At 71.2% G+C, this 23,037-nt stretch carries 22 protein-coding genes and 2 pseudogenes; 13 read left to right on the top strand and 11 right to left on the bottom strand.

Features of this window, described 5'->3' with window-relative positions; genetic code table 11:
- A partial coding sequence (locus CCN72_RS00750; protein ID WP_086805876.1) for an ArsR/SmtB family transcription factor occupies positions 1-1,012 on the bottom strand: 1,012 nt, incomplete at its 3' end.
- Between the two features lie 181 nt (positions 1,013-1,193).
- Here CCN72_RS00750 and CCN72_RS40175 point away from each other — a divergent pair.
- The 3 genes from CCN72_RS40175 (at position 1,194) to CCN72_RS00765 (ending at position 3,089) form a co-directional block, all read left to right on the top strand.
- Complete coding sequence (locus CCN72_RS40175) at positions 1,194-1,586, top strand: peptidoglycan-binding domain-containing protein (protein WP_085568279.1); 393 nt, start codon at positions 1,194-1,196, stop codon at positions 1,584-1,586.
- Positions 1,587-1,700: 114 nt separating this feature from the next.
- Entirely contained in the window at positions 1,701-2,447 is a 747-nt protein-coding gene (locus tag CCN72_RS00760; RefSeq protein WP_086805877.1) for an alpha/beta hydrolase, read from the top strand.
- 36 nt (positions 2,448-2,483) lie between these two features.
- Positions 2,484-3,089, top strand: a complete 606-nt coding sequence (locus CCN72_RS00765; RefSeq protein WP_086805878.1) for a DinB family protein — start codon at positions 2,484-2,486, stop codon at positions 3,087-3,089.
- Positions 3,090-3,279: 190 nt separating this feature from the next.
- On the opposite strand, the gene CCN72_RS00770 is transcribed toward CCN72_RS00765, so the two are convergent.
- Entirely contained in the window at positions 3,280-3,969 is a 690-nt protein-coding gene (locus CCN72_RS00770; protein ID WP_086805879.1) for a sigma factor-like helix-turn-helix DNA-binding protein, read from the bottom strand.
- Between the two features lie 52 nt (positions 3,970-4,021).
- Here CCN72_RS00770 and CCN72_RS00775 point away from each other — a divergent pair, with 52 nt between their 5' ends.
- Positions 4,022-4,441, top strand: a complete 420-nt coding sequence (locus CCN72_RS00775; RefSeq protein ID WP_244174091.1) for an MFS transporter — start codon at positions 4,022-4,024, stop codon at positions 4,439-4,441.
- Positions 4,442-4,456: 15 nt separating this feature from the next.
- On the opposite strand, the pseudogene CCN72_RS38815 reads toward CCN72_RS00775, so the two are convergent.
- A pseudogene (locus tag CCN72_RS38815) lies at positions 4,457-4,554 on the bottom strand.
- 108 nt (positions 4,555-4,662) lie between these two features.
- Entirely contained in the window at positions 4,663-5,955 is a 1,293-nt protein-coding gene (locus CCN72_RS00780) for a phthiocerol/phthiodiolone dimycocerosyl transferase family protein (RefSeq protein ID WP_086805880.1), read from the bottom strand.
- Positions 5,956-6,244: 289 nt separating this feature from the next.
- On the opposite strand from CCN72_RS00780, the gene CCN72_RS00785 reads away from it, so the two are divergent.
- The gene (locus CCN72_RS00785; protein ID WP_086805892.1) at positions 6,245-6,781 is read left to right on the top strand and encodes a GNAT family N-acetyltransferase; all 537 of its coding nucleotides are present in this window, start codon (positions 6,245-6,247) and stop codon (positions 6,779-6,781) included.
- Positions 6,782-6,806: 25 nt separating this feature from the next.
- On the opposite strand, the gene CCN72_RS00790 is transcribed toward CCN72_RS00785, so the two are convergent.
- Positions 6,807-7,721 (bottom strand): aldo/keto reductase, encoded by a 915-nt coding sequence (locus tag CCN72_RS00790; RefSeq protein ID WP_208637884.1) that lies wholly within the window; start codon positions 7,719-7,721, stop codon positions 6,807-6,809.
- Between the two features lie 46 nt (positions 7,722-7,767).
- On the opposite strand from CCN72_RS00790, the gene CCN72_RS00795 reads away from it, so the two are divergent.
- Positions 7,768-8,841, top strand: a complete 1,074-nt coding sequence (locus CCN72_RS00795) for an ArsR/SmtB family transcription factor (RefSeq protein WP_244174092.1) — start codon at positions 7,768-7,770, stop codon at positions 8,839-8,841.
- A 109-nt stretch (positions 8,842-8,950) separates the two neighbouring features.
- Here CCN72_RS00795 and CCN72_RS00800 read toward each other — a convergent pair whose 3' ends face one another.
- Positions 8,951-9,565: a TetR/AcrR family transcriptional regulator gene (locus CCN72_RS00800; protein WP_086805881.1), complete on the bottom strand. Its 615-nt coding sequence runs from the start codon at positions 9,563-9,565 to the stop codon at positions 8,951-8,953.
- A 158-nt stretch (positions 9,566-9,723) separates the two neighbouring features.
- On the opposite strand from CCN72_RS00800, the gene CCN72_RS00805 reads away from it, so the two are divergent.
- Positions 9,724-11,169, top strand: a complete 1,446-nt coding sequence (locus CCN72_RS00805) for an aldehyde dehydrogenase family protein (RefSeq protein WP_086805882.1) — start codon at positions 9,724-9,726, stop codon at positions 11,167-11,169.
- 138 nt (positions 11,170-11,307) lie between these two features.
- Positions 11,308-12,639, top strand: coding sequence for an MFS transporter (locus tag CCN72_RS00810; RefSeq protein ID WP_158101308.1), 1,332 nt, complete (start codon positions 11,308-11,310; stop codon positions 12,637-12,639).
- 101 nt (positions 12,640-12,740) lie between these two features.
- Here CCN72_RS00810 and CCN72_RS00815 read toward each other — a convergent pair whose 3' ends face one another.
- From CCN72_RS00815 to CCN72_RS00825, 3 genes are all read right to left on the bottom strand, one after another.
- A complete protein-coding gene (locus tag CCN72_RS00815) occupies positions 12,741-13,919 on the bottom strand; it encodes a 4-hydroxybenzoate 3-monooxygenase (RefSeq protein WP_086805884.1) in 1,179 nt (392 codons plus the stop codon).
- 194 nt (positions 13,920-14,113) lie between these two features.
- Positions 14,114-14,863 (bottom strand): AraC family transcriptional regulator, encoded by a 750-nt coding sequence (locus CCN72_RS00820; protein ID WP_232985726.1) that lies wholly within the window; start codon positions 14,861-14,863, stop codon positions 14,114-14,116.
- A 150-nt stretch (positions 14,864-15,013) separates the two neighbouring features.
- The gene (locus CCN72_RS00825; RefSeq protein ID WP_086805885.1) at positions 15,014-15,577 is read right to left on the bottom strand and encodes an RNA polymerase sigma factor; all 564 of its coding nucleotides are present in this window, start codon (positions 15,575-15,577) and stop codon (positions 15,014-15,016) included.
- A gap of 796 nt (positions 15,578-16,373) precedes the next feature.
- Between CCN72_RS00825 and CCN72_RS00830 the strand changes: the two genes are divergently transcribed.
- Positions 16,374-17,633 carry a citrate/2-methylcitrate synthase gene (locus tag CCN72_RS00830; RefSeq protein WP_086805886.1) on the top strand — a complete coding sequence of 420 codons (1,260 nt, stop codon included), beginning with the start codon at positions 16,374-16,376 and terminating at the stop codon, positions 17,631-17,633.
- An 88-nt stretch (positions 17,634-17,721) separates the two neighbouring features.
- On the opposite strand, the gene CCN72_RS00835 is transcribed toward CCN72_RS00830, so the two are convergent.
- A complete protein-coding gene (locus CCN72_RS00835) occupies positions 17,722-18,624 on the bottom strand; it encodes a LysR family transcriptional regulator (protein WP_086805887.1) in 903 nt (300 codons plus the stop codon).
- A 99-nt stretch (positions 18,625-18,723) separates the two neighbouring features.
- Here CCN72_RS00835 and CCN72_RS00840 point away from each other — a divergent pair, with 99 nt between their 5' ends.
- Positions 18,724-19,467, top strand: a complete 744-nt coding sequence (locus CCN72_RS00840) for an SDR family oxidoreductase (RefSeq protein ID WP_086805888.1) — start codon at positions 18,724-18,726, stop codon at positions 19,465-19,467.
- A gap of 37 nt (positions 19,468-19,504) precedes the next feature.
- Positions 19,505-19,798, top strand: a pseudogene (locus CCN72_RS00845) (deoxyxylulose-5-phosphate synthase); the annotation flags it as partial.
- Here CCN72_RS00845 and CCN72_RS00850 read toward each other — a convergent pair.
- Positions 19,785-20,558 (bottom strand): Vgb family protein, encoded by a 774-nt coding sequence (locus CCN72_RS00850; RefSeq protein WP_086805889.1) that lies wholly within the window; start codon positions 20,556-20,558, stop codon positions 19,785-19,787. The pseudogene CCN72_RS00845 and the gene CCN72_RS00850 sit on opposite strands and share 14 nt — an antisense overlap.
- 375 nt (positions 20,559-20,933) lie before the next feature.
- Between CCN72_RS00850 and CCN72_RS00855 the strand changes: the two genes are divergently transcribed.
- Positions 20,934-21,647, top strand: a complete 714-nt coding sequence (locus CCN72_RS00855; RefSeq protein WP_086805890.1) for an L-threonylcarbamoyladenylate synthase — start codon at positions 20,934-20,936, stop codon at positions 21,645-21,647.
- Positions 21,648-21,724: 77 nt separating this feature from the next.
- Positions 21,725-23,008, top strand: a complete 1,284-nt coding sequence (locus tag CCN72_RS00860) for a citrate/2-methylcitrate synthase (protein WP_086805891.1) — start codon at positions 21,725-21,727, stop codon at positions 23,006-23,008.
- Positions 23,009-23,037 lie beyond the last annotated feature (29 nt).

Consider the following 23,037-nt stretch of genomic DNA (forward strand, 5'->3'; position numbering starts at 1 on the left):
CCCCACCCACCAACAACCGCGACACCCCCTTCGCCGCACCCGCCACCCCACCCTTCAGCAGCACCTCGCCCAACAGCGTGAGGTGGTGCACCACCGTTCCGCCCTGCCGCTCCTTGGTGGTGAGGCCGGCGTCGGCCAGGATGCTGGCGTGTTGGCTGGCGGTGGCCGGGGAGATGCCGAGGGCGGTGGCCAGTTCGGTGGTGCTGAGGGGGCCGCCCGCGGCCAGGGTGCAGAGCGCGGCGGCCCGGGTCCGGCCCAGCAGGTTCGTCAGCGCGGGCGGCGGGCTGACCTGGTCGTCCATGAGCAGCCGCCGGTCGCCCGGTATCGGATAGATGAGCACCGGCTGCTCCTGCGGGGCCTCGAAACCGGCGATCACCAGCCGCCCGGACGCGAAGACGGCCGGCTGAAGCAGCAGGCCGCGCCCGCCCAGGTCGACCTCGGTCAGACAGGGTGACATCGGCAGGGTCAGCACGGGCCGCTCCCATCGGATGTCCGGGCGCAGTGTGGTCAGTACCTCGTCCAGACCCCCGATGGCCAACTGCCGTGCCCGGTAGCGGTGTTCCGCCGCCACCAGCAGATCGATCCGCTCCCAGTAGGGGGTGATCGCCGCCGCCTGGTACTCCGCCGTCAGATCGCCGAGCAGCACCCGTGACCTGCGTTCTCCGGCAGCCAGATCCCTGGCGAACGGCGTCAGCCTGCGCAGCCGGCCCAGCCCGCTCACATAGTCGCGGCCGGCCCGGTCCAGCCCGGCCGCGGTGGCCTCGGCGGTGTCCCGGCCGTCCTGCCGTACGGTCAGGAACTCCGGCAGGTCCGTCGCCGAGAACAGGTCGAAGAGCATCGCCGAGCGCGGCTGCCAACGCCGGCCGAGCTGCTCGCGCCATTGCCCGAGCCCGCTCTCGGACCTGCGGGTCGCCAGCATGTGCAGGCTCAGGACCAGTTCGCAAGACATGTCCGCGGCCGGTGCGATCCGGGTGCGCGCGAGGTCCTGTTCGGTGAAGCGGATCTTCAGCACCTCCCGATCCTGGGCTCGCCACCCGCGCACGACAAGGGATTCGACCAGAAACGAAACCGTGGCCCGCGCGCCCTCGCTGACACAAAGTCATCGGCAGCTGGACCAAGACGGCCGGACGGCGGACCAGCGAAGGTCCGCCGCCGGGCCGACACCCACACCATTCCGAGGAGAGAAACCGATCATGCGTACGCACACCTGGACCCGCCGCGCCGCCGCCCTCACCCTGGGCGCGGCCGCCGCTCTTGCCCTCACCGTCGGCTCCGCCAACGCCGCCGGGAACCTCGCGACCGGCAGCAGCGGCCCGGCCGTCGTCTGCCTCCAGCGTGCCCTGGACGACGTGGACGGCGCCGGCCTCGGCCAGGACGGCCAGTTCGGCACCCTCACCCGCAATGCCGTCGTGCACTTCCAGAGCGAGCACGGCCTGAGCGCGGACGGCGTCGTCGGCCCGAACACCGGCGCCACCGTCAAGAACGCCGTCAGCCAGGCCTACTACGCCGCCCACCGAGCCAACGACCCGTCCCAGGTGGAGCTCGGCAACTGGACCTCCACGTGCAGCAGCCAGCTCCCGGGCTGACCCCGAAGCGGAAGAGGGGTCCAGCACTGGGGGGTGGTGCTGGACCCCGCCCGCCGGATCGTCCGCCCATTGGTAGCGTGGCCTGGTTCGCGAGGCGATGGATCGGAGGGTGCGGTGGCCACGGAGGTTGTCGTCAGGTCGGGGCTCGGCTACGGGCCCAGTGGCAAGCTCCTGGACCTGTACCAGCCTGTCGGCCTGCCGGAGCCGGCGCCCGCGGTGCTGCTCTGGCACGGCCAGGGCCCCGACGAACGGGACGTCCTCGGCACGATCGCCCGCGCCGCGGCGGCGCGGGGCGTCATCGTGCTGGTGCCGGACTGGCGTCCCGACGCCCCGGACGAGGGCCGGACCCACCTCGCGGAGTCGGCCGACTTCGTACGACGGAACGTGGCCGACCTCGGCGGGGACCCGGAGCGGATCGTGCTCGCCGGCTGGTCCCGGGGTGCCAAAGCGGCGGTGGGCGTCGCGCTGAACCCCGAGGGTTTCGACAACTGGAGGCCGCGAGCCGTCGTCGGGATCGCGGGTGCGTACGCCACGGCGGCCCCGAGCACCGGCACCGTCCCCCTTGAGGACCTCCGCCGGAACAGCGGCTCGCTCGCGCCGCTGCCCGTGTGGCTGGTGCACGGCACCACGGACCCGGTGGTGGACGTCGAGCGCTCCCGCGAACTGCACACGGCACTGGAAGAACACGGCTGGCCGGCCTCCCTCGCCGAGGTCGCGACCGATCACGCCGGTGTCATCATGACCGAGTTCGTGCCCGAGCGTCAGCGCTGCCTGCCGAGCACCGCCGACCACGCGGTCGAGGCGGGATCGCTGACCGCCGACGTACTGGCCCGCGCCGCGGGAATCGCCCGTTCCGAATAGCGCGACTACCGGCGGCCCGAACGGCAAAGTGGCCCCATGACGACACCAGACGCCAAGGCTGATCTCCGTCAGTACCTCCAGTTCGCCCGTGACGCCCTGCTGTGGAAGCTCGAAGGGCTCTCGGAGTACGACGCCCGCCGCCCGCTCACACCGACCGGCACCAACCTCCTCGGCCTGGTGAAGCATGTCGCCGGGATGGAACTCGGCTATCTGGGTGACATTTTCGGACGACCGTCCGGTGAGCCGCTGCCCTGGCTGGCCGAGGGCGCCGAGCTGAACGCGGACATGTGGGCCACCGCCGACGAGTCACGCGAGTTCGTGGTGGAGCTCTACCAGCGCGCGTGGGCGCACGCGGACGCGACGATCGAGGCGCTGGTGCTCGACGAGACCGCCAAGGTGCCGTGGTGGCCGGACGGCAAGAACGAGGTGACGTTGCACCGTGCCGTCGTCCATGTGATCGCCGAGACGGAACGGCACGCCGGACACGCCGATATCGTCCGGGAGCTCATCGACGGCGACACCGGACTGCGCCAGGGCAACACCAACATGGCGTCGAACGACCCGGCGTGGTGGGAGAACCACCGCAGCCGTCTGGAGCAGACGGCACGGGACGCCGACCGGGACACGGCACCGCGGATCTGAGGGCGGGCGGAAGGGCCGGCGCCACGCGAAAGGGCCGGCCGCCATCAACCGCCGGCCGGTACCGGACTCCACGCCGCGCCCGGGTCGTACCGGACTCCACGCCGCGCCCGGGTCGTACCGGACTCCACGCCGCGCCCGGGTCGTACCGGACTCCACGCCGCGCCCGGCCCGTACCGGACTCGCCGCCGCGTCAGCCGGCCCCCGCGCCCTCCCCACCGACGCCCGTCCACGGACGCAGCTTCTCGGGATTGCGCACGGCCCAGATCGACTTGATCCGATCGTCCACGACATCGAACGCGTATACCACGACGGTGGCACCCTCCCACCGCGCCATCAGGCCGGGCCGCCCCTTGACCGTCCGCTCCAGGATGACAAGGTCGGCCGGCGTCCGGTCGTCGAGCGCGGCGAGGTGGTGCGCGATCCGCACGCCGCCCTCGACCGGCTGGAGCGAAGCCTTGGCCAGCCCGCCGCCGTCGGCGGTGAAGGTGGCGTCGGGGCCGAGGAGCCCGATGAGGGTGGCGATGTCCTGCGCCTCCCACGCCCGCCTGAAGTTCCTTACCGGATCGGCCTGTTGGGCGGCCGGGACCTCAAGGGGCCGCAGGGCGCGGACACGGCGGCGGGCCGAGGAGGCCGGCTGGCGGCAGGCGGGCGGGGTACGTTCTGTGATCTCCGCGATCTCGGTGAAGGCGTAGTGGAAGACGTCGTGCAGGATGAGCGCGCCGCGCTGGGCCGGGGTCATCGATTCGAGTGCGCCGGGGAAGGCCATGCCGGCCGACTCGTCCAGGGTGACCCGGTCGGCCGGATCCGCGGTGGCGGTGCCCGCGGGCACCCCGACCGACCCGGTCCGCTCGGGCAGCGGCTCCGGGATCCAGTCGCCCACATAACGCTCGCGCCGGGCCCGCGCGGAGCCGAGCAGGTCCAGGCAGACCAGGGTGGCGACCGTCGATCAGCCGACCCCTCTCGCCGATGACCTCGCCGAGATGGGTGTCGTACCGCTGGGTTTCCGGACCATCGCGGCGGCCGCCTGGCGCGGCTGGGGAGTGCTGCTGTTCCCGCTGGGCTGGGGCATCGCCTACTTCGCCGGGATGGTCTACAACATCGCGCAGGTCAGCTACCGGCAGTCCGTGACCCCGCCCGAGCTGATGGGCCGGATGACCGTCGCCGTCCGCTGGGTCGTCCGGGGCACGCTCCCCATCGGCGGCGTCCTCGGCGGGGCACTGGGCACGCTGATCGGGGTGCGGCCCGCGCTCTGGCCGGCGTTCGGCGGGTCGTGGGCGGCCGGGTGGTTCGTGTTCTTCTCGCCGCTACGGCACCTGCGCGACGTGCCTCGACCTGATGCGCTTGCCGGCTGAGCCGGGTGACGCGGGTGGCGGAGAGGGCAGGATTTGAACCTGCGTGGACCCCTGGGGGTCCGACCTTGAGACGTGCTCAGCGGTCCCCGATAAGCCACTCCGGGCACCTCTCCTCGCTCCCGGCTCCCGGTCTCTCCCGAGTGCCGTTCACATGAACAAGAGTGGCAGGGGCCCCTGACACGCGGCTGATACGCCCCTGACCGGGTTCCGCCGATCGATCGTCACCGGGGCGGGGACGCGGGGCGGCTGAGGTCTTCCGCGCCGGGGGCTCCGGCGACGGCGGAGAGGGCGCGCCGCAACCCGTCGGCCAGCTCGCCCGCCTGTTCGCGCGTGTACCAGGCGCGCGGCTGGAGGAGGTCCAGGCAGATCGCCTCCCGATGGCGGGTGACGAAGAAAGTGGGCAGGGGGCCCGGCGGGATGGTGATGACGTACGGGCGCTCGGCGGTCAGGCCCTCCGGCAGGGGCGGCGCGGTGCAGTGGTGGAAGACGTTGCTGACGGCCAGCGTGATGGCCGCGGAGGCCAGCCGGGTGAGCATGCGCGAGGTGGCCAGGTACTCCAGCTCGGCGTGACCGGCGTCCAGGGACGCGTGGACCTGCCGGTCGATCTCCGAGGCGACGCGGCCGAGTTCGGTGTCGGGGCCGACGAGGGCGGTGGCGGAAGTGGTGGACGCCGCGAAGGCGAACTCGTCCGCCGGCAGCGGTGGTTGCAGCCGCGACCGTACGTCGACCGGGATCAGACAGGTCAGTTGTACCGGTCCGTCCTCGGCGGGCAGCAGATCGCGCACCGCCCTCATCGCCAGGGCGCAGACGACACTGTTGACGGTCGCCCCCGAGCGGCGGGCGTGCCGCACCAGCGAGCGCGTCTGCCCGGCGGACAGCGTGAACCGGTGGCGGTGGGCCCCTTGCCCCTGCCCGGGACCGCCGTCGCGGGCGGCGCGCGCAGCGAGGACGGCCGGCCGCGCCGCGTCCAGCCGTGCCGACCAGTCCGCGGCATAGGCGACGACGTCCGAGGCGCCGTACCGCTCCCGGAGTCGCTCCTCCACCGGCCGGGGCAACCCCCCGTCAGGGGCGGAAGCCGCCGTACCGGCCCTTCCCTCGGCCAGACTCCGGTAGATCCCCCAGAGCCGCCGATGCAGCGCCATCAGACAGGCGCCGTCGCTGACCGCGTGCCAGGCAAGCAGCGCCAGGCCGTGCCGGTCCGGTCCCTCGCGGCGCAGCAGGACACGCAGCACCTGATCGCCGGGCCGCAGGAAGGCCGCGTCCTGCGGCGCCCATGCGTCGGGTACGAGTTCCAGACCGACCGTCGCGTCGGCGCGATCACGCCGCAGCACCGGAGCATCGGGCCCCTCGACGATACGAGCCGCGAGCACGGGCATCCGATGCGACAACTCCCGTACCGCGGCCCCCAGAAGCTCGATGTCCAGGCTCCCGTGAACCGTCCAGCCGACGACGACGGGCCCACCGGCCATGGCCATCGCCGCCTCACTGGGCGCCAGCACACGCTCCAGATCCAACTCTGCCTCCCGAGCTCGTCACCGCCAACTACCGCGTCACATAAAGAAGTTGTCGATGCTCAATGGTCCCGCTACGGACACCGAAACACCTGACATACGGAGGGAACCATGGACAGGAACGGGTCCACCGGGCCACTGATGCCCTCGTCGCCGCTCTCCCTCCGGCCTCGGCACGTCATGACCGCCCGCAACGGGGGGCCCGTACGACGTACGCGCCGAACCGGGTGCCCGCTCACGCGCCTGCTGCCCGCCCGGTCGATAGGATCAGCGGATGATACGGGTGCGCCGCATGCGTGAAGAAGACATCCACGGCGTCTCGACGGTGCGGGTGAAGGGCTGGCAGGCCGCCTACGCGGGCATGGCGCCGCAGGACTATCTGGACGCGCTGACGGTGACGGAGGACGCCCGCCGGCGACGCGACATGTTCGCACGTGCCGGTGGCACGGTGCTGAACCTCGTCGCCGAGGAGAACGGCACCGTCGTCGGCTGGGCAGCACTGGGCCCCTCCCGCGAAGACGACCGCCGGCCTCAGGACGGCGAACTCCTCGCCCTGTACGCCGCGCCCGACCGCCTCGGCACCGGCATCGGCAAGGCCCTGATGCGGCAGACGCTCATCGATGCCCGGGAACGCTCCTTCCGCCGCCTCATCCTGTGGGTGCTCGCCGCCAACACCAGGGCCCGGCGGTTCTACGAGCACGCCGGTTTCCTGCCGGACGGCGCCTCGACGGACTGGCCGGTCAACGGCGTCGTGGTGCCGGAGGTCCGGTACGGCAGGGACCTGGCCCAGCCGAACCCGACCCTCTCGCCGCGGCCGACCGCTGATTGACCTGGCCGCCTCCTCCACATCTGCCCTATATCGAGAGGGAGTTCAGGTCCGCGACCTCGCTCTCCGACAGACGGATCGCACCGGCCGCCACGTTCTGCGCGAGGTGGTCGACATCGCCGGTGCCGGGGATCGCGAGGACATGCGCGCCCTGGTGCAGGCTCCACGCGAGCCGGATCTGCGCCTCGCTCGCCCCGTGGGCGCGGGCGATGGCGCGCAGGCTGCTGTGGTGGTCGGTGGTGGTCGCTCCGGCCGTGCGGCCGGAGCCGGCGATGGAGTAGAACGGCACGAAGGCGATGCCCTGTTCGCCGCAGGTCCCCAGCAGCCGCGACTGTTCGGGCGAGGCCCCGATGCCGTGCATGTTCTGGACGCAGACCACGGGGGCGATGGCCCGGGCCTCGGCGAGATGATGGGCGTGGATGTTGGACAGGCCCAGGTGACGGATCAGCCCCGCGTCCCGCAGCTCGGCCAGTGCGCCGAATCGCTCCGCGATCGAATCGGTGCCCACGATCCGCAGGTTCACCACGTCCAGGTGGTCGCGCCCGAGCTGGCGCAGGTTCTCCTCGACCTGCCCGCGCAGTTGCCGTGGTGTCGCATGGGGCAGCCACTTCCCCGAGGCGTCCCGGCCCGGTCCGACCTTGGTGACGATGACGAGGTCGTCGCGGTACGGGTACAGCGCCCGGTTGATGAGTTCGTTGGCCGACCGCAGCGGCGAGAAGTAGAACGCGGCGGTGTCGATGTGGTTCACGCCGAGCTCGATCGCGCGCCGCAGTACCCGGATCGCCTGCTCGCGGTCGCGCGGAACCGCGTCGGGCACCAGCGCCTCGCCGTGCTGCGGCAACCGCATCGCGCCGAAGCCGAGGCGGTTGACCACGAGATCGCCGAGCGTCCAGGTGCCCGGTGCCGCCGCGCCGATCGTGTCGGAGGTGATGTGTGAGGTCATGCCGGAATGATCCACACCCGATAGCGTGACCGCCATTGATTCGAACATGTGTGAATCCTCGGGGGTGTTCGTCATGGCCGAACTGGCCTTCTCGGTCGGCGATCTGGCACAGGTACGGTTCGTCGTCTCACCGATGTGGCAGGTGGTGACCAGCTTCCGGCTGCTGTCGAACCACACCGGCCACACCAGCCACTCCGGCCACTCCGGCCAGGCCGGCCACGCCGACCGCACCTCCGTCTCCCCGGCGCACCGCCCGTGGATCGAGCAGGTCCGGCCGCGGGTGGCCGCCGCCGGACTGCACCGGGGATGGCTCGCCGGGCTGATCCCGCCGGCCGGGTTCTGCCCCTACTTCCTCAACCCCGCCCCCACCGGCGCGGCCCCGACCCTCGCCATGGAACTGGCCGCCGTCCGGAACGCCTCCGCCGACCGGATCCGCCGGGACCTCGACCATCTCGCCCACCATCAGGGCCCCCTCGACGCCCGCCTACGATCGCTGCACCACGACCCGGACACCCGCCTGGCCCGACTCACCGAGGAGATCCACACCTACTGGGAGCTGGCCCTCGCCCCCTACTGGGCACGCATCCGGGCGGCGCTGGACACCGACGTCTTCCACCGCGCCCACCAGGTCGCCGAGCACGGCGCGGGCCATGTCCTCAACGACCTGCACGCCGCGGTGAGATGGGACGACGGCAAGCTGCACCTCACCCGCCGGAGCAGACCCCTGTCCCGCACCGCCGCGGGCCCCGGACTCCTGCTGGTCCCCTCCGCCTTCACCGGCCCGCGCGTACCGACCCGGGTCGCACCCCCCGAACCACCGCAACTCGTCTACCCGGCCCGCGGTACCGCGTCGATCTGGACACCGCGGCCCACCACCGGCACCGACGCCCTCGCCGCCGTACTCGGCCGCTCACGGACCCGCCTGCTGAGCGAACTGGACACCCCGGCCTCCACCACTCAACTGGCCCACCGCACCGGCCTGTCCCCGGCCGCCGTGTCCCAATACCTCACCGCGCTCCGCGACGCGGGCCTGGTGAGCGCCCATCGAGCCGGCCGTTCCGTCCTCTACGCCCGCACCGCCGCCGCCGAAACCCTCCTCGAAGCCGCCACCAACGCCTGAGACGTCAGCGCCGGGCAGCGGTCGGAAGCCGCGCAACTCGCGCAACTCGCCGCCGTACGCCCGGTGTTGGCAACTCGCCGCCGTATGCCCGGCGTTGTGAGCGCCCCCCTTAAGCACCGCCGCCGCCCACCGCCCTGAGGATGAACGGCAGCAGCCGGTCGGCCGTGCGCTCCGCGGTGACCGCGTCGACCTGGTCCGGTCGCCGGGGAGTGAGGAGGAACCTGCTCATCACCGGTCCCGCGACCACGTCGCCAAGGAGTTCGATGTCCTCGACCGGGGGGATCTCACCTCGGTCGACCGCCCGCCGTACCGCCTCCTCCACCCGCCGGTGCACCGGTGTGAGGAAGGCGTCCGTGAGGGCCTCGGCCAGGGCGGTGTTCTGGGCGGCCTCGCCGATCAGGGCCTGCATCAGCCGGCCGCCCTCGCCGGTCAGCGTGGCCGCCTTGGCGCGGAGGACGGCCCGCAGGTCGCCTTGAAGGCTGCCGGTGTCGGGCTGCGTGTCGAGGGTCTCGTGGTAGGCCGCGGCCGCGGCGATCACGAGGTCGTCCTTGGAGGACCAGCGGCGGTAGAGCGTGGCGGTGGAGACGCCCGCGCGGGCGGCCACCGCGGCGGTGGTGAGCCCGCCGTAGCCGCTCTCGGCCAGGATGGCCAGCGTGGCGCCCAGCAGCGCCTGGTCCCGCCCGGCGTCACGGGGCCGCCCGCGGCGCGGCGCGGCCTCAGACATCGCGCATCCGGGCACGGCGGCGGTCAAACGCGCCGGTCGTACCAGGGGGGTCGGTGGTGGACGCCGTACCGGCAGGGTCGGGGAACGGGGTGCAGACCATGTCATCAGCATACCGTCATACGAAACGAAAACATTTCGTTTCGTATATGGTCGCGGATATGAGCGCCTCCATCGAAGCCCCGTCCGCCGAAGGCACGCCCACCGAAGGCACGCCCACCGGCGGCGTGCCCCCTGTCGACGCGGCGGCGTCCGTCGCCCGCCTGCACTCCGCCTTCGCCACCGGCCGCACCAGGCCGATCAGTTGGCGCAAGACCCAGCTGCGCCGACTGCGCCGACTGCTGACCGAGCAGGAGGACGCCTTCGCCTCGGCCCTGCGCGCCGACCTCGGCAAGAGCGCCGTCGAGGCGTACGTCACCGAGATCGGCTTCACGATCAAGGAGATCGACCACACCCTCCGCCACCTGGACCGCCGGCTGAGCCCCCGCAGGGTCTCCGTGCCGCTGCCGCTGCGCCCGGCCAGGGCCCGCACCGTACGGGAGCCCCTGGGCACCGTGCTGATCATCAGCCCCTGGAACTATCCGCTCCAGCTGGCCCTGGCCCCGCTCGTCGGCGTCCTCGCCGCGGGCAACTGCGCCGTCGTCAAGCCCAGCGAACTCGCCCCCGCGACCTCGGCGGCGCTCGCCCACTGGCTGCCCCGCGCCCTGGATCCCGAGGCGGTGGCCGTCGTGGAAGGCGGCGTACCGGAGACCACCGCCCTGCTGGAACAGCGCTTCGACCACGTCTTCTACACCGGCAACGCCGCCGTGGGACGCATCGTGATGCGCGCGGCCGCGGCCCATCTCACCCCGGTCACCCTGGAGTTGGGCGGCAAGAGCCCCGCCGTCGTCGAGCCCGGCGCCGATCTGCGGGCGGCGGCCCGGCGGATCGCCTGGGGCAAGTACATGAACACCGGCCAGACCTGCGTCGCCCCCGACTACATCCTCGCGATCGGCGAGACCGCCACCGGGCTCGAACGGCATCTGGCCGACGCGATCCGCGAGATGTACGGCGCCGACCCCGCCACCAGCGGCGACTACGGCCGCATCGTCAACGAACGGCACTTCGACCGCCTGACGGCGCTGCTGGCGGACGGCCGTACGGTCACCGGCGGCGGGTACGACCGTACGACCCGCTACATCGCCCCCACCGTGCTCGCCGATGTCGACCCCGAGGCACCGGTGATGCGGGAGGAGATCTTCGGCCCGATCCTGCCGATCGTCCGCGTCCCCGACCTGGACACGGCGATCGACTTCATCACCGCACGGGACAAACCCCTGGCGCTGTACGCCTTCACGGCCTCCGCCCGCTCCAAGCGCCGCCTCACCGCGGAGACTTCCTCGGGCGCTCTGTCCTTCGGTGCCCCCAACGCCCATCTCGCCGTCCCCGGCCTGCCGTTCGGCGGCGTGGGCGCAAGCGGCATGGGCCGCTACCACGGCGACCACTCCCTGGACACCTTCAGCCACACCAAGGCCGTCCTCGACAAACCACTGTGGCCGGACACCCTGCGCCTGGCCCGTCCGCCGTTCACCGCGCGCAAGACGGGGCTGCTGCGGCGCTTCATGTGACTGCACCGGACACCCGCCGCGTACGACTGACCGGGGCGGCGGGCCGCTTTCCGGGCCGAAGCGGGGCGAAGTTAAGGTCTCGGATGCCATCAACCTCCTCGGATGTTCCGGGGAGTTCACGACACCGGGGGAAAACGCGTGCCGAGATCCGAGTCCGAGACGCCGTCACTGTGGCGGAACCGGGACTACAACCTGTGGTGGGGCGGCTCGGCCGTCTCTCAACTGGGCAGCGGAGTAAGCCAACTCGCCTATCCACTGCTGATCCTGGGCGTCGCCGACTCCGCGTCCGCCGCGGGAATCGTCGCGGCCTGCGCGAACATCGGCTACCTCGGCGCCTCCATACCGGCCGGGGTGGCGGCCGACCGCGTCTCCCGGCGTGCGCTGCTGATCGTCTCCTCGGTGGTGCAGCTGGTCCTCATGGCGGCCGTGGGGCTCGCCGTGGCAGGCGGGCATGTGTGGGTGCCGCAGATTGCCGTCACCGCACTGGTGCAGGGCGTCATGTCGGCGATGCACCAGGCGGCGACGACTCCCGCCCTGCGCCGCATCGTTGCGCCCGCGCAACTCAAGGTGGCCTTCGCCCGGGAACAGGCGCGTGACATGGGGACGCAGCTGGCGGGTTCGCCGCTCGGCGGACTGCTGTTCGGCCTGGCGCGGTGGATCCCGTTCGCGTTCGACGCGGTGTCCTACCTCTTCGTCACCCTGGCCGCGCTGTTCATCCGCAGCCCTCTCGGGCCTGACCGCGCGGAGGAGAAAACGGCCGAGCCGACTTCCGTACGGCAGGACGTGGGGGAGGGGCTCCGGTTCCTGCGGCGGGACTCCTTCCTCCGGTTCCTGCTGCTCTGGGCGGCCCTTTCGAACTGCACGCTGGCCGGCCTGGCGTTCATGTTCGTGGTGGCGCTACGGCACCACGGCGCGTCGGCGTCGGTCATCGGAACCTCGGAATCGATCGTCATGGCGTGCGGGCTGCTGGGCGCGCTGGCCGCGGGCAGGATCGTGCGGCGGGTGTCGGGCTTCCAGATCGTCGTCACGATGTCCTGGCTCATGGTCGCCGGCACGCTCGGCGTCGCCGCACTCGTCGCCCGTCCCTGGCCGGCCGCGCTGTGCTTCGGCAGCCTGGTGTTCTTCATGACCCCGCTGAACGTCACCTTCGAGGCACGCATGGCGGCGACCGTCCCCGACCGGATCGCCGGCCGGGTGATGATGACGACCTCGATGGCCGCCCAGTCCCTGAAATGGCTCGCCCCACTGGTCTGCGGCGCGCTGGCCGACCGCTTCTCCCCGACCGCGCCCATCCTCGGCCTCGCCGCCGTGTTCGCCCTGCTGGCGGTGGCCCTCCACCTGACCCCGGCCCTGCGCCGATTCGACGACGCCCCCCACACCGGGGACGACACAGGCCTCGCCGCCCCGGACGCCGCACCGGAACCGGCGACACCCGAGACGACCGGACGCGACGCGGAGCCCGCTCGGTGAGCTGAGACGGCCGGACATCGGGCGTCGAACGGACCCGGATCGGCGCGGCCGGTCTCGCGCACACCGGACCACTACGGGTGCTGCATCGGCCGGCCTCGCGTTCACAGCGAGGCCGAGTGGGGCGCCGTCGGCGGCTCAAGCATGGTTTCCAGGTTCTTCCGGGCGATCTGCTTGCGGAACTCCCCTTCATAGGTGGCATCACCGGAGTCGTGCATGACCTGGGTCCTCCACACCGCGGACGCCTGGCGTTCCCACGTGTGGCTCAGACAGGTTTCGGAGTAGCCATCGAGCAGGCTCGTATCGTCCTTCTCGACCTGCTGGATCACCGCACGGGCCAGCACGTCGGCGTCATGAATGGCGAGACTCATGCCCTGCGCGCTCATCGGGGAGATGAGGTGGGCGGCGTCCCCGAGCAGATAGAGCCGCCCGTGGCGCATGGGGCTGAAGACGACTCCCCGCAGCGGCACCACCTGCTTGCTCGTGATCGGGCCCTTGGCCGGCACGGGCCTGCCGAAGCGCGCCTCCAGTTCGCGCCAGACACGGTCGTCGGGCCACTGTTCGACGGTGTCGGTGAGCGGGCACTGGAGGTAAAGCCGGCTCGCGTCCGGACCGCGTGTGATCTGCGCGGCGAAACCGCGTGCGTGCACGGCCAGCAAGGCCAGGGGGTCCGCCGGCACCGCCGTCATCGCGGACAGCCAGGCATAACCGAACTCGTGGGTGGAGCAGGTGAGGACGTCCTCGGGGACGGCCGTCCTGCTGACACCGTGGTATCCGTCGGCGCCGGCGACGAAGTCGCAGGTGAGCGTATGCGTCGAGCCGTTGTCGTCCCGGTAGCGCACGACGGGCCGCCCGGTGTCGATGTCCTGCGGTGACACATCCCGCGCCCCGAAGCGCAGATCACCGCCCTCGCGCAGGAAGATCCTGATCAGGTTGCGGACGAGGATCTGCTGCGGGCAGAACGTCCCGTCGACCTCGTCCTCATCGGCGTCGCCCGTCCTCCACCGCCGCTCTTCTCCGTCTATCAGCAGCGGCAGCTCCGGGTCGGAGTCGCCTCGGTGGCTGTGGCCCTCCACCGCCTCACCCACCCCCCACTCGTTCAGCACGCGCATGCCACCGGTGTCCAGCGCCCCGGCCCGCTGCCGCTGCTCCACGTAGGCGCGGCTGTGCTTTTCGAGGACGACACACCCGATCCCCCCGCGCAGCAGGAAATTGGCCAGCGCGAGCCCAGCGACTCCGCCTCCTATGATCACGACAGTCGTGTCCTTGCCGGTCTCGGTCATGGATTCGAGCTCCTTGTACGAAAGCGATGCCGCACGCGTCCTGGGGTGAACGGCCCTGCCGTCCGGGTCGCGCGGCGTACTGACACCACTGTGGAACCGGCCTCATCCGTCACCAACCGGTCGATGGACACGCGATACCGAAAGCCCGCCAACCTGGCGGGTACGGAGTTCGGGCCGTCGCGGGAGCGTGTCCGCTACGGCACCGCGGTCGCGCGGCTGTCGCGCAGGTCCGCCTGATAGCTGCCCGGGGTCTGGCCGACCACCTCGTGGAAGGCGTCGATGAAGCTGGAGGGGTTCGACCAGCCACAGGCCATCGCGGTATCGGTGACCGACATGCCGTCCGCCAGGTGCGCCAAGGCGTGATGGATGCGCAAGATGGTGCGCCAGCGGTGAAAGCCCATGCCGAGCTCGCTGTGGAACAGGCGGCTCAGGGTGCGCTCGCCGGCCCCCGCGACGCGTCCCAGCTCGGCCAGGGTCGCGGGCCGTGCGGGATCGGCGTGCAGGAGGTCGGTGACGGCACGCAGCCGGTCGTCGGTCGCCTCGGGCAGGTGCAGGGACAGCTCGGGGGTGTCGGACAGCTCGTCGATCACCACGGCGAGCAGCCGCCGATGGGCGCCCGGCCGCGGCTCCGGCCGGTCACCGGTCAGGGCCAGCAACCCCTCGCGCAGCAGCGGACCGACCGCGAACACACTGGGGTGCTCCAGGAGTTCGCCGCACAGCTCGATCGGAACCGTCAGCAGGCGCGCGTCGGTACGGCCGTAGAAGCGATGGGCATGGGCGAAGCCGGGCGGTGTCCACGTCACTCGATTGGCCGGGGCCACCCAGGTGCCGCGCGTCGTCGTGGTGGTGACCGTTCCCGTGGCGGCGTAGACGAGTTGACCCGCTTCGTGAACATGGGGGGCCACCGAGTAGCCGTGCGGCAGCCACGCGGCTCCGCCGGGCATGTCCTGCGACGCGGAGGGCTCCGGGGAAGCTTGGCGGCTTTTCGGCATCATGCGTCAGCCTACCGATGATGTACGAGGCCGTGTGGGCCGGACGTCCCAGCGACCTGCTCACCTCGCTCTTCGAGGGCGGCACGCGGCGCACCGAGGCGGTCATCGGTGGGGTGCGAGGGTGTGGGTGAGGGAGTTGAGGGCGCGGTGGGTGTGGGTCTTGACGGTGCCGACGGTGACCTGGAGGAGGGTGGCGATCTCGTTCTGTGTGAGGTCGTGCCAGTGGCGGAGGACGAGGGCTTGCTTCTGACGGACGGGGAGTTGCTGGAGGGCTTGGTGGAGCGTGTGGTGGTCGTGGTGCTGGAGAGCGGTGGTCTCGGCGGATAAGACGGTTTCGGCGGTGGTGGATCGGGCGTGGTGGTGGATGGTGTGCTGACGGCGGTGATGCATGCGGGCGAGGTTGTGGATGGTGGTGCGGAGATAGGCGGCGGCGGCTTGCTTCTGCTGGAGGTGGTGCCAGCGTTTGCAGAGCTGGAAGTAGGCCTCGGCGACGAGGTTCTCGGGATCGTCGGCACCGAGACTCGAGGCGAGGCGGAGCAGGGACGCGTACTGGGTCTGGAAGAGCCGGGTCAGGACCGTCTCCCGCTCGCCTTCCTCCAGGTCCAGGTCCAGGTCCCGGTCTCGGCCCGGCCCCGGCGCTGTGTCTTCCGGCTCGGGCGAGGGCATCGGGTCCGGTTGTCGCCGACCCGCGTCCTGGCTGTCCGTTCGCGTGATTGCCGCTTCGTCGGCCGTGGTTGCGCGTGGCGTACGTCTGGTGCCGGTCATGAAGTGTCGACATCCCCTGTTGCGTGGCCGCGTCATGGCCCACGAGTCCCGGCTCTTCCCTGCTCCCCAACGCTGCTGGTGTACAGCGGCTTTGGGGGTGAGGAGTGAGCAAGTGGCCTTGTGTGCCGTGATGTTGCTCGGCTCTTAGCTGTCCATCCGTCGTGTGGGTCACACAGGTGTGCACGGTGATCCGGTGTCAAGTCGGCGCGTGTACTGGCGCTTCACCGAAGGGATAGGTGTCCGGATTCACTCCTTCCGATAGCGGCCGGCCGCCCCGTGCGCCGCACGTCCGCGACGGGCGCGAGCGTCCACAACGGGACTGCGGGAAGGCTGGTTCCTACTCCGAGCGGCGCACCGTTTGCCCGCCTCCCCGGACTCCCGGCCGTGCCGGCGAGCGAGCGGGAAGGTGGTGATTCTGACTGGTGAATGGGCATGCCGACGCGTCTCGCGGCCGGCGGCCTCGCCCCCTGCGCGCCGCTTTCGACGCGCGTGTGCCGGCGCACGAGGAGCCGTCTCCTCCGGCTGGTTCGGTGCGCAACTTCTCCCATCCTGTGGGCCCCCGTTGTCGCGTTGATGCCGTGATGCCTGCGTGGCAAGATCCGGCCGAAAACTTACACCTTCGTGTCAACGTTCCGTGGGTGCTGCGCAACTTTTACGTGAGGGTCTCATCCACATTGATCAGAGGGGGACATGCGGCATGAGTGTCGAGGAGTCGGGGATGGACGACGGGATGTGGCTGACGACGGAGCAGGCGGCGAGACGGCTGGGGGTGAAGCGGGAGACGATCTACGCGTACACGAGCCGGGGGCTGCTGCGCAGAGCGAGCGACGGGACGCGGGGGAGCAGATTCCGACGCGATGACATCGAGCGTCTTGCGGCGCGGGGGCGCAAGACGCGGGAGCGCGAGGGCTCGCGGGCGGTTCTGGAGTCGAGCATCGCTCTGATCCGTAACGACCGGTTGTTCTACCGCGGTTACGACGTGCTGCTGCTGTGCCGGGGGATGGGGTTCGAGAACGTGTCCCATCTGCTGTGGGGGGCGAGCGTGGAGGCGTTGCCCGCGGTGCCGCGCGCGTGGGCGTTCCCGCAGGAGTGGCGGGCGATCACGGACGCGGACCGGGGCCGTTTCCCGCTGCCGTTGGACCGGATCGTGTCCGGGCTCGCCGCGCTGTCGGGGGCCGGGCATCGCAGTGTGATCGAGGAGGACTGCACCGTCGAGGCGGAGCGGATCATCGCCTACGCCGTGTACTGCGCGACCGGGCTGCTGCCGGTGGAACACGGCGGGGTGGCCGGGGCGTTGGCGAGGGGACTGCTGCCCGCGTCGCAGCGAGCGGTGATGCCGCCCGCGCTGGTGTCCCTCGTGGACGTGGCGCTGAATCTGGCCGCGGAGAACGGGCTGGCGGCGCCGACGGTGTGCAGCCGGATCGTCGCGTCCGTCGGGGGCGACATGAAGGCGGCCGTACTGGCCGGGCTGTGCGCGATGCGGGGCACCGCCCCCGGGGCGGCGGCGTACCGGGTGGAGGAGCTGCTGGGCCGCTACCACGAGAACCCGGGCTGTGCGCAGGTCGCCAAGCTGGTCGCCTCGGACCGGCCGGTGCCGGGGACCGGGCATCTGGCGTTCCGTCAGCGGGATCCGCGGGCGGCGATCCTGCTGGAGCGGATGGCCGCGGAGTGGCCCCCGGACACCGAGCTGCCCGCGGGCGGTGCCCTGCGGATGGCCGCCCTGCGCGAGGCACTCGCGGACATCCGTGAAGCCGGCCTGGTCCCGGTCAACCTCGACTTCGCCGTGAGCGCCCTGTGCTTCGTCGCCGGCATGAGCCCGGGGGCGGGGGAGGCACTGTTCTCCATAGCCCGCGTCTCCGGGTGGGTCGCCCATCTGCTGGAACAGCTGACCCAGAACACCAACTTCCGCATGCAGTTCGTCTACACCGGCCCGGTCCTGCGCGGCAGCAACGGCTGACCCCCGCCTCACCGACGGGCGCCGCCACACCCCACGGCGGCGCCCGCGCGCTCCCCGCCCCGCACCCGTGGCCGAGCCGGCGCGGGGGTCAGCTGACCGGCAGTGCGCCGTTCTCCTGCGGGGAGACCCTGCCGAGCCAGGTACGTGCGACGTCTGCCAGCGATCCGAGCAGCGGGTTCGGGTCGTCGGCGCGCGTGACGAGCACGACCTCGCAGGGATCGGTGTCGAGCACGGGTACCAGGGCGATGTCCTCGCGTACCGCGGCGCGTCGATCACTGGCGGGGAAGAGCGCGACACAGTGGCCGGTGGCGATGAGCTCCAGCTTGTCCTCGAAGCTGTCGTCGGTCGCGGGCTGGAGCGGCGCCGGCTGGTCGCCGACCGGCTTGGGGGTGCTCCAGACGACCGGAGTGCTGGCGCAGGCCACCAGTTCCTCGTCCGACAGGGCCCGCAGGCTGATCGCTCTCTCGTTCGCCAGAGGATGACTCGCCGAGGTGACGAGCACCCGCGGTTCCTCATGGAGCGTGGCCACCCGGAAGCCGTTCGTGGCAAAGGGCAGGGGTTTGTACGCGATGAGGGCGTCGACCCGCCCCTCGGCGAGCGCGCCCGTGTCCCGCCAGTCGAGGTACCGGGTACGGACCTGGCCTTCAGGGTGCCGGCGCCGCAGTTCCCGCACACAAGCGGTGATGACCAGCCCTTCGGCGCAGCCGATGATGACGGTACGAGGCTGCACGGCGGCTCTGGCCCTGCGAGCCGCTCGCTCGGCTTCCTGGAGCAGGGTCCGGGCCCCGGGAAGGAACGCCCGACCGGCGGCGGTGAGGCTGCTGCCCTGCGGCGAGCGGTCGAAGAGCCGGACACCGAGCTGAGCTTCCAGCCGCTGGATCTGGCGGCTCAGCGACGGCTGCGCCAGGTGCAGCCTGGTGGCGGCCCGGCCGAAGTTGCCGTACTCCGCCACGACCGTGAAATAGCGCACGAGCCGCAGATCGACGTCCATCCGCCCAGCGTACGTCGCGCGCCGTCATGAGCCGGGCGCATGACGGCATACGGAACGGGTCTTGGACAAGGTGTGCCGGCAGCCATTTGGCTTGCGGGCATGACCACTTATGACGGCAAGAAGATCGTGATCACGGGCGGAAGCAGCGGCATCGGCCTGGCCGCCGCGCGGCTGTTCGCGGACGGCGGGGCGCACGTACTGATCACCGGCCGGACCCGAGCCACCCTGGACACCGCGCTGGAAGAACTGGGTGACAAGGCGATCGCCGTCCGCAGCGACGCCGCGTCCCTGAAGGAGATCAAGGCGCTGGCCGACACGGTGCGGGAGCGGTTCGGCGCGGTGGACGCGCTGTTCGTCAACGCCGGAGTCACCGCGTCCGCGCCGTTCGCCTCGACGACGGAGGAAATGTACGACGCGCTGTTCGACGTCAACACCAAGGGCCCGTACTTCACCGTGCAGGCGCTGGCGCCGCTGATGCGCGAGGGAAGCGGCGTGGTCCTCACCACGTCGGTGGTGAACGTCCTGGGCCTCGACGCGCTCAGCGTCTACTCGGCGAGCAAGGCGGCCCTGCGGTCGATGACGCGCACTCTGGCCCGCGAACTGCTGCCGCGGAAGGTGCGTGTCAACGCCGTGAGCCCCGGCCCGACCGACACGGGCGTCCTGGACCGCTCCCTCCCCGCCGATGTCGCCGAGACGATGAAGGACACCTACCGGAGCACCAACCCGATGCAACGCCTGGGGACGTCCGAGGAAGTGGCCGCCGCGGTGGCGTACCTGGCGTTCGGCGCGACCTTCTCGACGGGCACGGAGTTCCCCGTCGACGGAGGGGCGTCGCAGCTCTAGACCGTGGCGGTACGACGGCTCACCCCTCAACGCCCCACGTATGCTCCACGCGGGGCCGGCGTTCGCGGCGCCCCGGCGGCAGGATCTCGCGGCATGGCGGACCCTCACCGTGCTGCTGAACGCGGGGGTGGGCTTCCACAAGAGCTGCTGCGGCGGGCCCGGTTACCGGCCGCGGACTCCGCGCGAGGTCCGCGAACGGATGACGTACGCGCGGCGCAGCGGCACGCCGGTCGCCGAGGCGCTCGTACGGTGTGATCCGCCCTGGCAGGGGCCCGCCGGACGCTCGGCCGGCCGTACCCGTCACCGGGGACCGGGTCTCAGCGGGGCGTGAGACGGACGACCGATCCGGTCTCCAGGGCGGTCCAGACCGTACCGTCCGGTGCCACGGTGATGCCGTGCGGTTCGCAGGACGTGCCGGGGAGGTCGTGCTCGTCGATCCGGCCCTCGGGGGTGATCCGGCCGATGCGGTTGGCGCCCCATTCGGTGAACCAGCAGTTCCCGTCGACGTCGGCCGCGATGGCGTGCGGGCGGGACGCGCGGTCGGGCAGGGCGAATTCGTCGATCGCTGCGTCCGGTGTGATCCGTCCGATCCGACCGGCGCCGATCTCGACGAACCACATGGCGCCATCGGCGCCCGCGGTGATGCCGACCGGAGCACCGGCCGGTGTGGGCAGCGGGCTGACGGTCACCGCGCCGTCGACTGCGATGGCGCCGATCGCGTTCGCCTGGTTCATGGTGAACCACAGACGGCCGTCAGGGCCGTTGGCGATGGCCGACGGGAAGGCTCCCGAGAGCGGGAGAGGGAATTCGGTGATGTCCCCGTCGAGCGTGATGCGGCCGATCCGGTCGGCGCCCGCCTCGGTGAACCACAGCGCCTCGTCCGGGCCGACGGTGATGCCGAAGGGCCCCGCGTCCGGCGTCGGCAGCGGGAACGAGGTGATGGTCCCGGTCGTGGTGATGCGACCGATCCGGTGGCCGCGGAACTCGGTGAACCACAGGGCGCCGTCGGGACCGCAGGTGATGCCGTAGGGGCCGGCCTCCCTGCCGGACACGGGGAATTCCGCGATCAGAGGGGTCGGACGACGCGACATGGGGCGGTTCCCTCGGCGGTGGGAGGCGGAGTTCGGGGACTGCGGATGCTATCCGAAGGACTCCGTAACCGCGCCTTCGCTTTGTGTCACCGCGTCATGCAACCGCTTTCCCGTCCGGTATCGCAGCCCCGTATCGCAGTCCTGTATCGCCTCTGTGTATGTGCGTCCCGTTTCACCGTGGTGCCTCTTTGCTTCGCGTTCGCGTATCTCGTGTTTCGCCGCGCGCCCTGGCCGTCGCCTCGGGTTTCTGTGGATGTTGATTGATTTGCTAATCACGATTGACCGTGGTGCGGGGCCCTGCGGAGACTGGGTAATGATCGAGACCGGGCTGCGATCTGCGTCCGGCCGTATGCGGCGGCTTTGAATGGAGGTGTCATGGCGGGCCTGATCCTTGAGGAATCCGAGTCTTCCCTGGCCGAGGTGGCGGGTATTCTCGGCGACGGCGGTGTCGTCGTCGTTCCGAGCCGGACGAATTACGTGCTGATCTGTGACGCGGAGAACGAAAAGGCGATCGCGCGCGTCTTCGAGGCGAAGAAGCGCACGAAATTCGGTCCGCTGACCCTCGCGGTGCCGAGGATCGAGGACACGGAAAAGTATGTCGGCTTCCCCGAGGGGTTCGGGCTGCCCGAACTGAAGCGGATCTGGCCGGCGGAGATCTCGTTCATCTTCGATCTCACGTACGCGTTCTCGCCGCGGATGACGATGGGCGCGAACACCGTCGCGGTGATGTACCAGCGCTCCTGCGCGCTGAACCGGCTCCTGGAGGTGTTCGGGCGGCCGGTCGCGCTGACCTCCGCGAACCTGTCGGGGCAGGGGAACTTCGTCGTCACCCGTGAGAAGGCGATCGCGGACGTCGGCGGCGCGGTGGACGCGGTCCTGGTCAACAACCGCGACGACGAGTGCGTCGATGTCGAGGCCGAGGGCGTCAACCCGTCGAACACCATCGTGGACTTCACCTTCGAGCGGCCCTACCTGGTGCGCGACGGCGCCTACCCGCCCTCGCTGCTGCTGCCCGTCATCCCGGACCTGGTCCTCGACACCGACGCCTACAAGGCCGCGCTGGCCAAACGCCTGAGCGTGGCGCTGTGAGGCGTACGGCCACCACAGCCACCGCGGCCGGCACAGCCGACGCAGCCCACGGACACACGAACTAGGGGACGACCTGGATGAGCAGGACAGCGCACGAGACGCCCGGGGTACCCGAGCCGCGGACCGCCGCCGGGAAGAACGTCGTACAAGCCGAACTCGCCGTCAGCGAGCCGGTGATGGGACGCCCGGCCGTCGCGGCGGCGGATCTGGCACGCGAGGGCTACCTGGTCTACGACCCGGGCCTGGCCGACACCGCGATATGCAGGTCCGAGATCACCTACATCGACGGTGACGCGGGCATCCTCCTCTACCGCGGCTATCCCGCCCAGCAGGTCGCCGAGAAGTGTACGTTCCTCCAGACGGCCCACCTCCTCACCACCGGTGAACTGCCCACCGGCGCCCAGGAGGAGCAGTGGCTCGCCCGGATCGCGGCCAGCACACTGCCCGGAAACCCGGTCTGGGGGCCGCTGTTCGACGCGATGCCGGCCGGGACGCACCCCATGGCGATGCTCGCCGCCGCGACCTCCGTGATGACCTCGCTCGCCCCCGACGACGCGTCCTGCATCGAGCAGGCCGGCTTCGACCTGCTCGCGACGATGCCGGCCCTGGCCGCCCACGCCTTCGCCCGCGTCGAGGACCGGCCCCGCCGGCCGTACGACCCGTCAGCCGGGTACGTCGAGAACTTCCTGCACATGTGCTTCGGGGACAGCCCGGTCGCCACCGACCCGGCGATGGTCCACGCCCTGGAGACACTGCTGGTCCTGCACGCCGACCACGAGCAGAACTGCTCGACCGCGACGCTGCGCCTGGTCTCCTCCAGCAACGCCGGGTTCTTCTCCTCCGTCAGCGCGGCCCTGTCCGCCCTGTGGGGACCGCTGCACGGCGGCGCGAACCAGGCCGTGATCGAGATGCTCCAGGCCATCCGCGACGACGGCGGCGACCTGGGCAAGTACGTCGCCAAGGCCAAGGACCGCAACGACCCCTTCCGCCTCATGGGATTCGGCCACCGGGTGTACCGCACCTTCGACGCCCGCGCCCGCGTGATCCGTGAAGTGGCCCGCGAGGTGTGCGGGAAGGCGGCCCACGACCCGCTGCTCGACATGGCCCTGGAGCTCGAAGAGATCGCCCGCAACGACGAGTTCTTCCTCGAACGCAAGCTCTACCCGAACGTCGACTTCTACTCCGGCCTGATCTACCGGGCCATGGGCTTCCCCGTCGAGATGTTCACCGCGCTGTTCGCCGTCGGCCGCGCGCCCGGCTGGATCGCCCACTGGACGGAGGCGGCCACCGCCCCCGAGCGCCGCATCGGCCGGCCCGCCCAGCTGTACACCGGGCCCGAGACCCGCGACCTCCAGTTCTGAGCCATCGCCCCACCCGCGCCCCCGCCGTG

Source organism: Streptomyces murinus, assembly GCF_002154555.1.
Taxonomy (GTDB): Bacteria; Actinomycetota; Actinomycetes; order Streptomycetales; family Streptomycetaceae; genus Streptomyces; species Streptomyces murinus.

Bases quoted from the DNA above. Each gene is read 5' to 3' on its own strand.
- CCN72_RS40175 (WP_085568279.1), top strand. From the start codon at position 1,194: ATGCGTACGCACACCTGGACCCGCCGCGCCGCCGCCCTCACCCTGGGC.
- CCN72_RS00765 (WP_086805878.1), top strand. From the start codon at position 2,484: ATGACGACACCAGACGCCAAGGCTGATCTCCGTCAGTACCTCCAGTTC.
- CCN72_RS00785 (WP_086805892.1), top strand. From the start codon at position 6,245: ATGCGTGAAGAAGACATCCACGGCGTCTCGACGGTGCGGGTGAAGGGC.
- CCN72_RS00790 (WP_208637884.1), bottom strand. From the start codon at position 7,721: ATGACCTCACACATCACCTCCGACACGATCGGCGCGGCGGCACCGGGC.
- CCN72_RS00795 (WP_244174092.1), top strand. From the start codon at position 7,768: ATGTGTGAATCCTCGGGGGTGTTCGTCATGGCCGAACTGGCCTTCTCG.
- CCN72_RS00800 (WP_086805881.1), bottom strand. From the start codon at position 9,565: ATGTCTGAGGCCGCGCCGCGCCGCGGGCGGCCCCGTGACGCCGGGCGG.
- CCN72_RS00805 (WP_086805882.1), top strand. From the start codon at position 9,724: ATGAGCGCCTCCATCGAAGCCCCGTCCGCCGAAGGCACGCCCACCGAA.
- CCN72_RS00815 (WP_086805884.1), bottom strand. From the start codon at position 13,919: ATGACCGAGACCGGCAAGGACACGACTGTCGTGATCATAGGAGGCGGA.
- CCN72_RS00820 (WP_232985726.1), bottom strand. From the start codon at position 14,863: ATGCCCGGCGGAGCCGCGTGGCTGCCGCACGGCTACTCGGTGGCCCCC.
- CCN72_RS00825 (WP_086805885.1), bottom strand. From the start codon at position 15,577: ATGCCCTCGCCCGAGCCGGAAGACACAGCGCCGGGGCCGGGCCGAGAC.
- CCN72_RS00830 (WP_086805886.1), top strand. From the start codon at position 16,374: ATGAGTGTCGAGGAGTCGGGGATGGACGACGGGATGTGGCTGACGACG.
- CCN72_RS00835 (WP_086805887.1), bottom strand. From the start codon at position 18,624: ATGGACGTCGATCTGCGGCTCGTGCGCTATTTCACGGTCGTGGCGGAG.
- CCN72_RS00840 (WP_086805888.1), top strand. From the start codon at position 18,724: ATGACCACTTATGACGGCAAGAAGATCGTGATCACGGGCGGAAGCAGC.
- CCN72_RS00850 (WP_086805889.1), bottom strand. From the start codon at position 20,558: ATGTCGCGTCGTCCGACCCCTCTGATCGCGGAATTCCCCGTGTCCGGC.
- CCN72_RS00855 (WP_086805890.1), top strand. From the start codon at position 20,934: ATGGCGGGCCTGATCCTTGAGGAATCCGAGTCTTCCCTGGCCGAGGTG.
- CCN72_RS00860 (WP_086805891.1), top strand. From the start codon at position 21,725: ATGAGCAGGACAGCGCACGAGACGCCCGGGGTACCCGAGCCGCGGACC.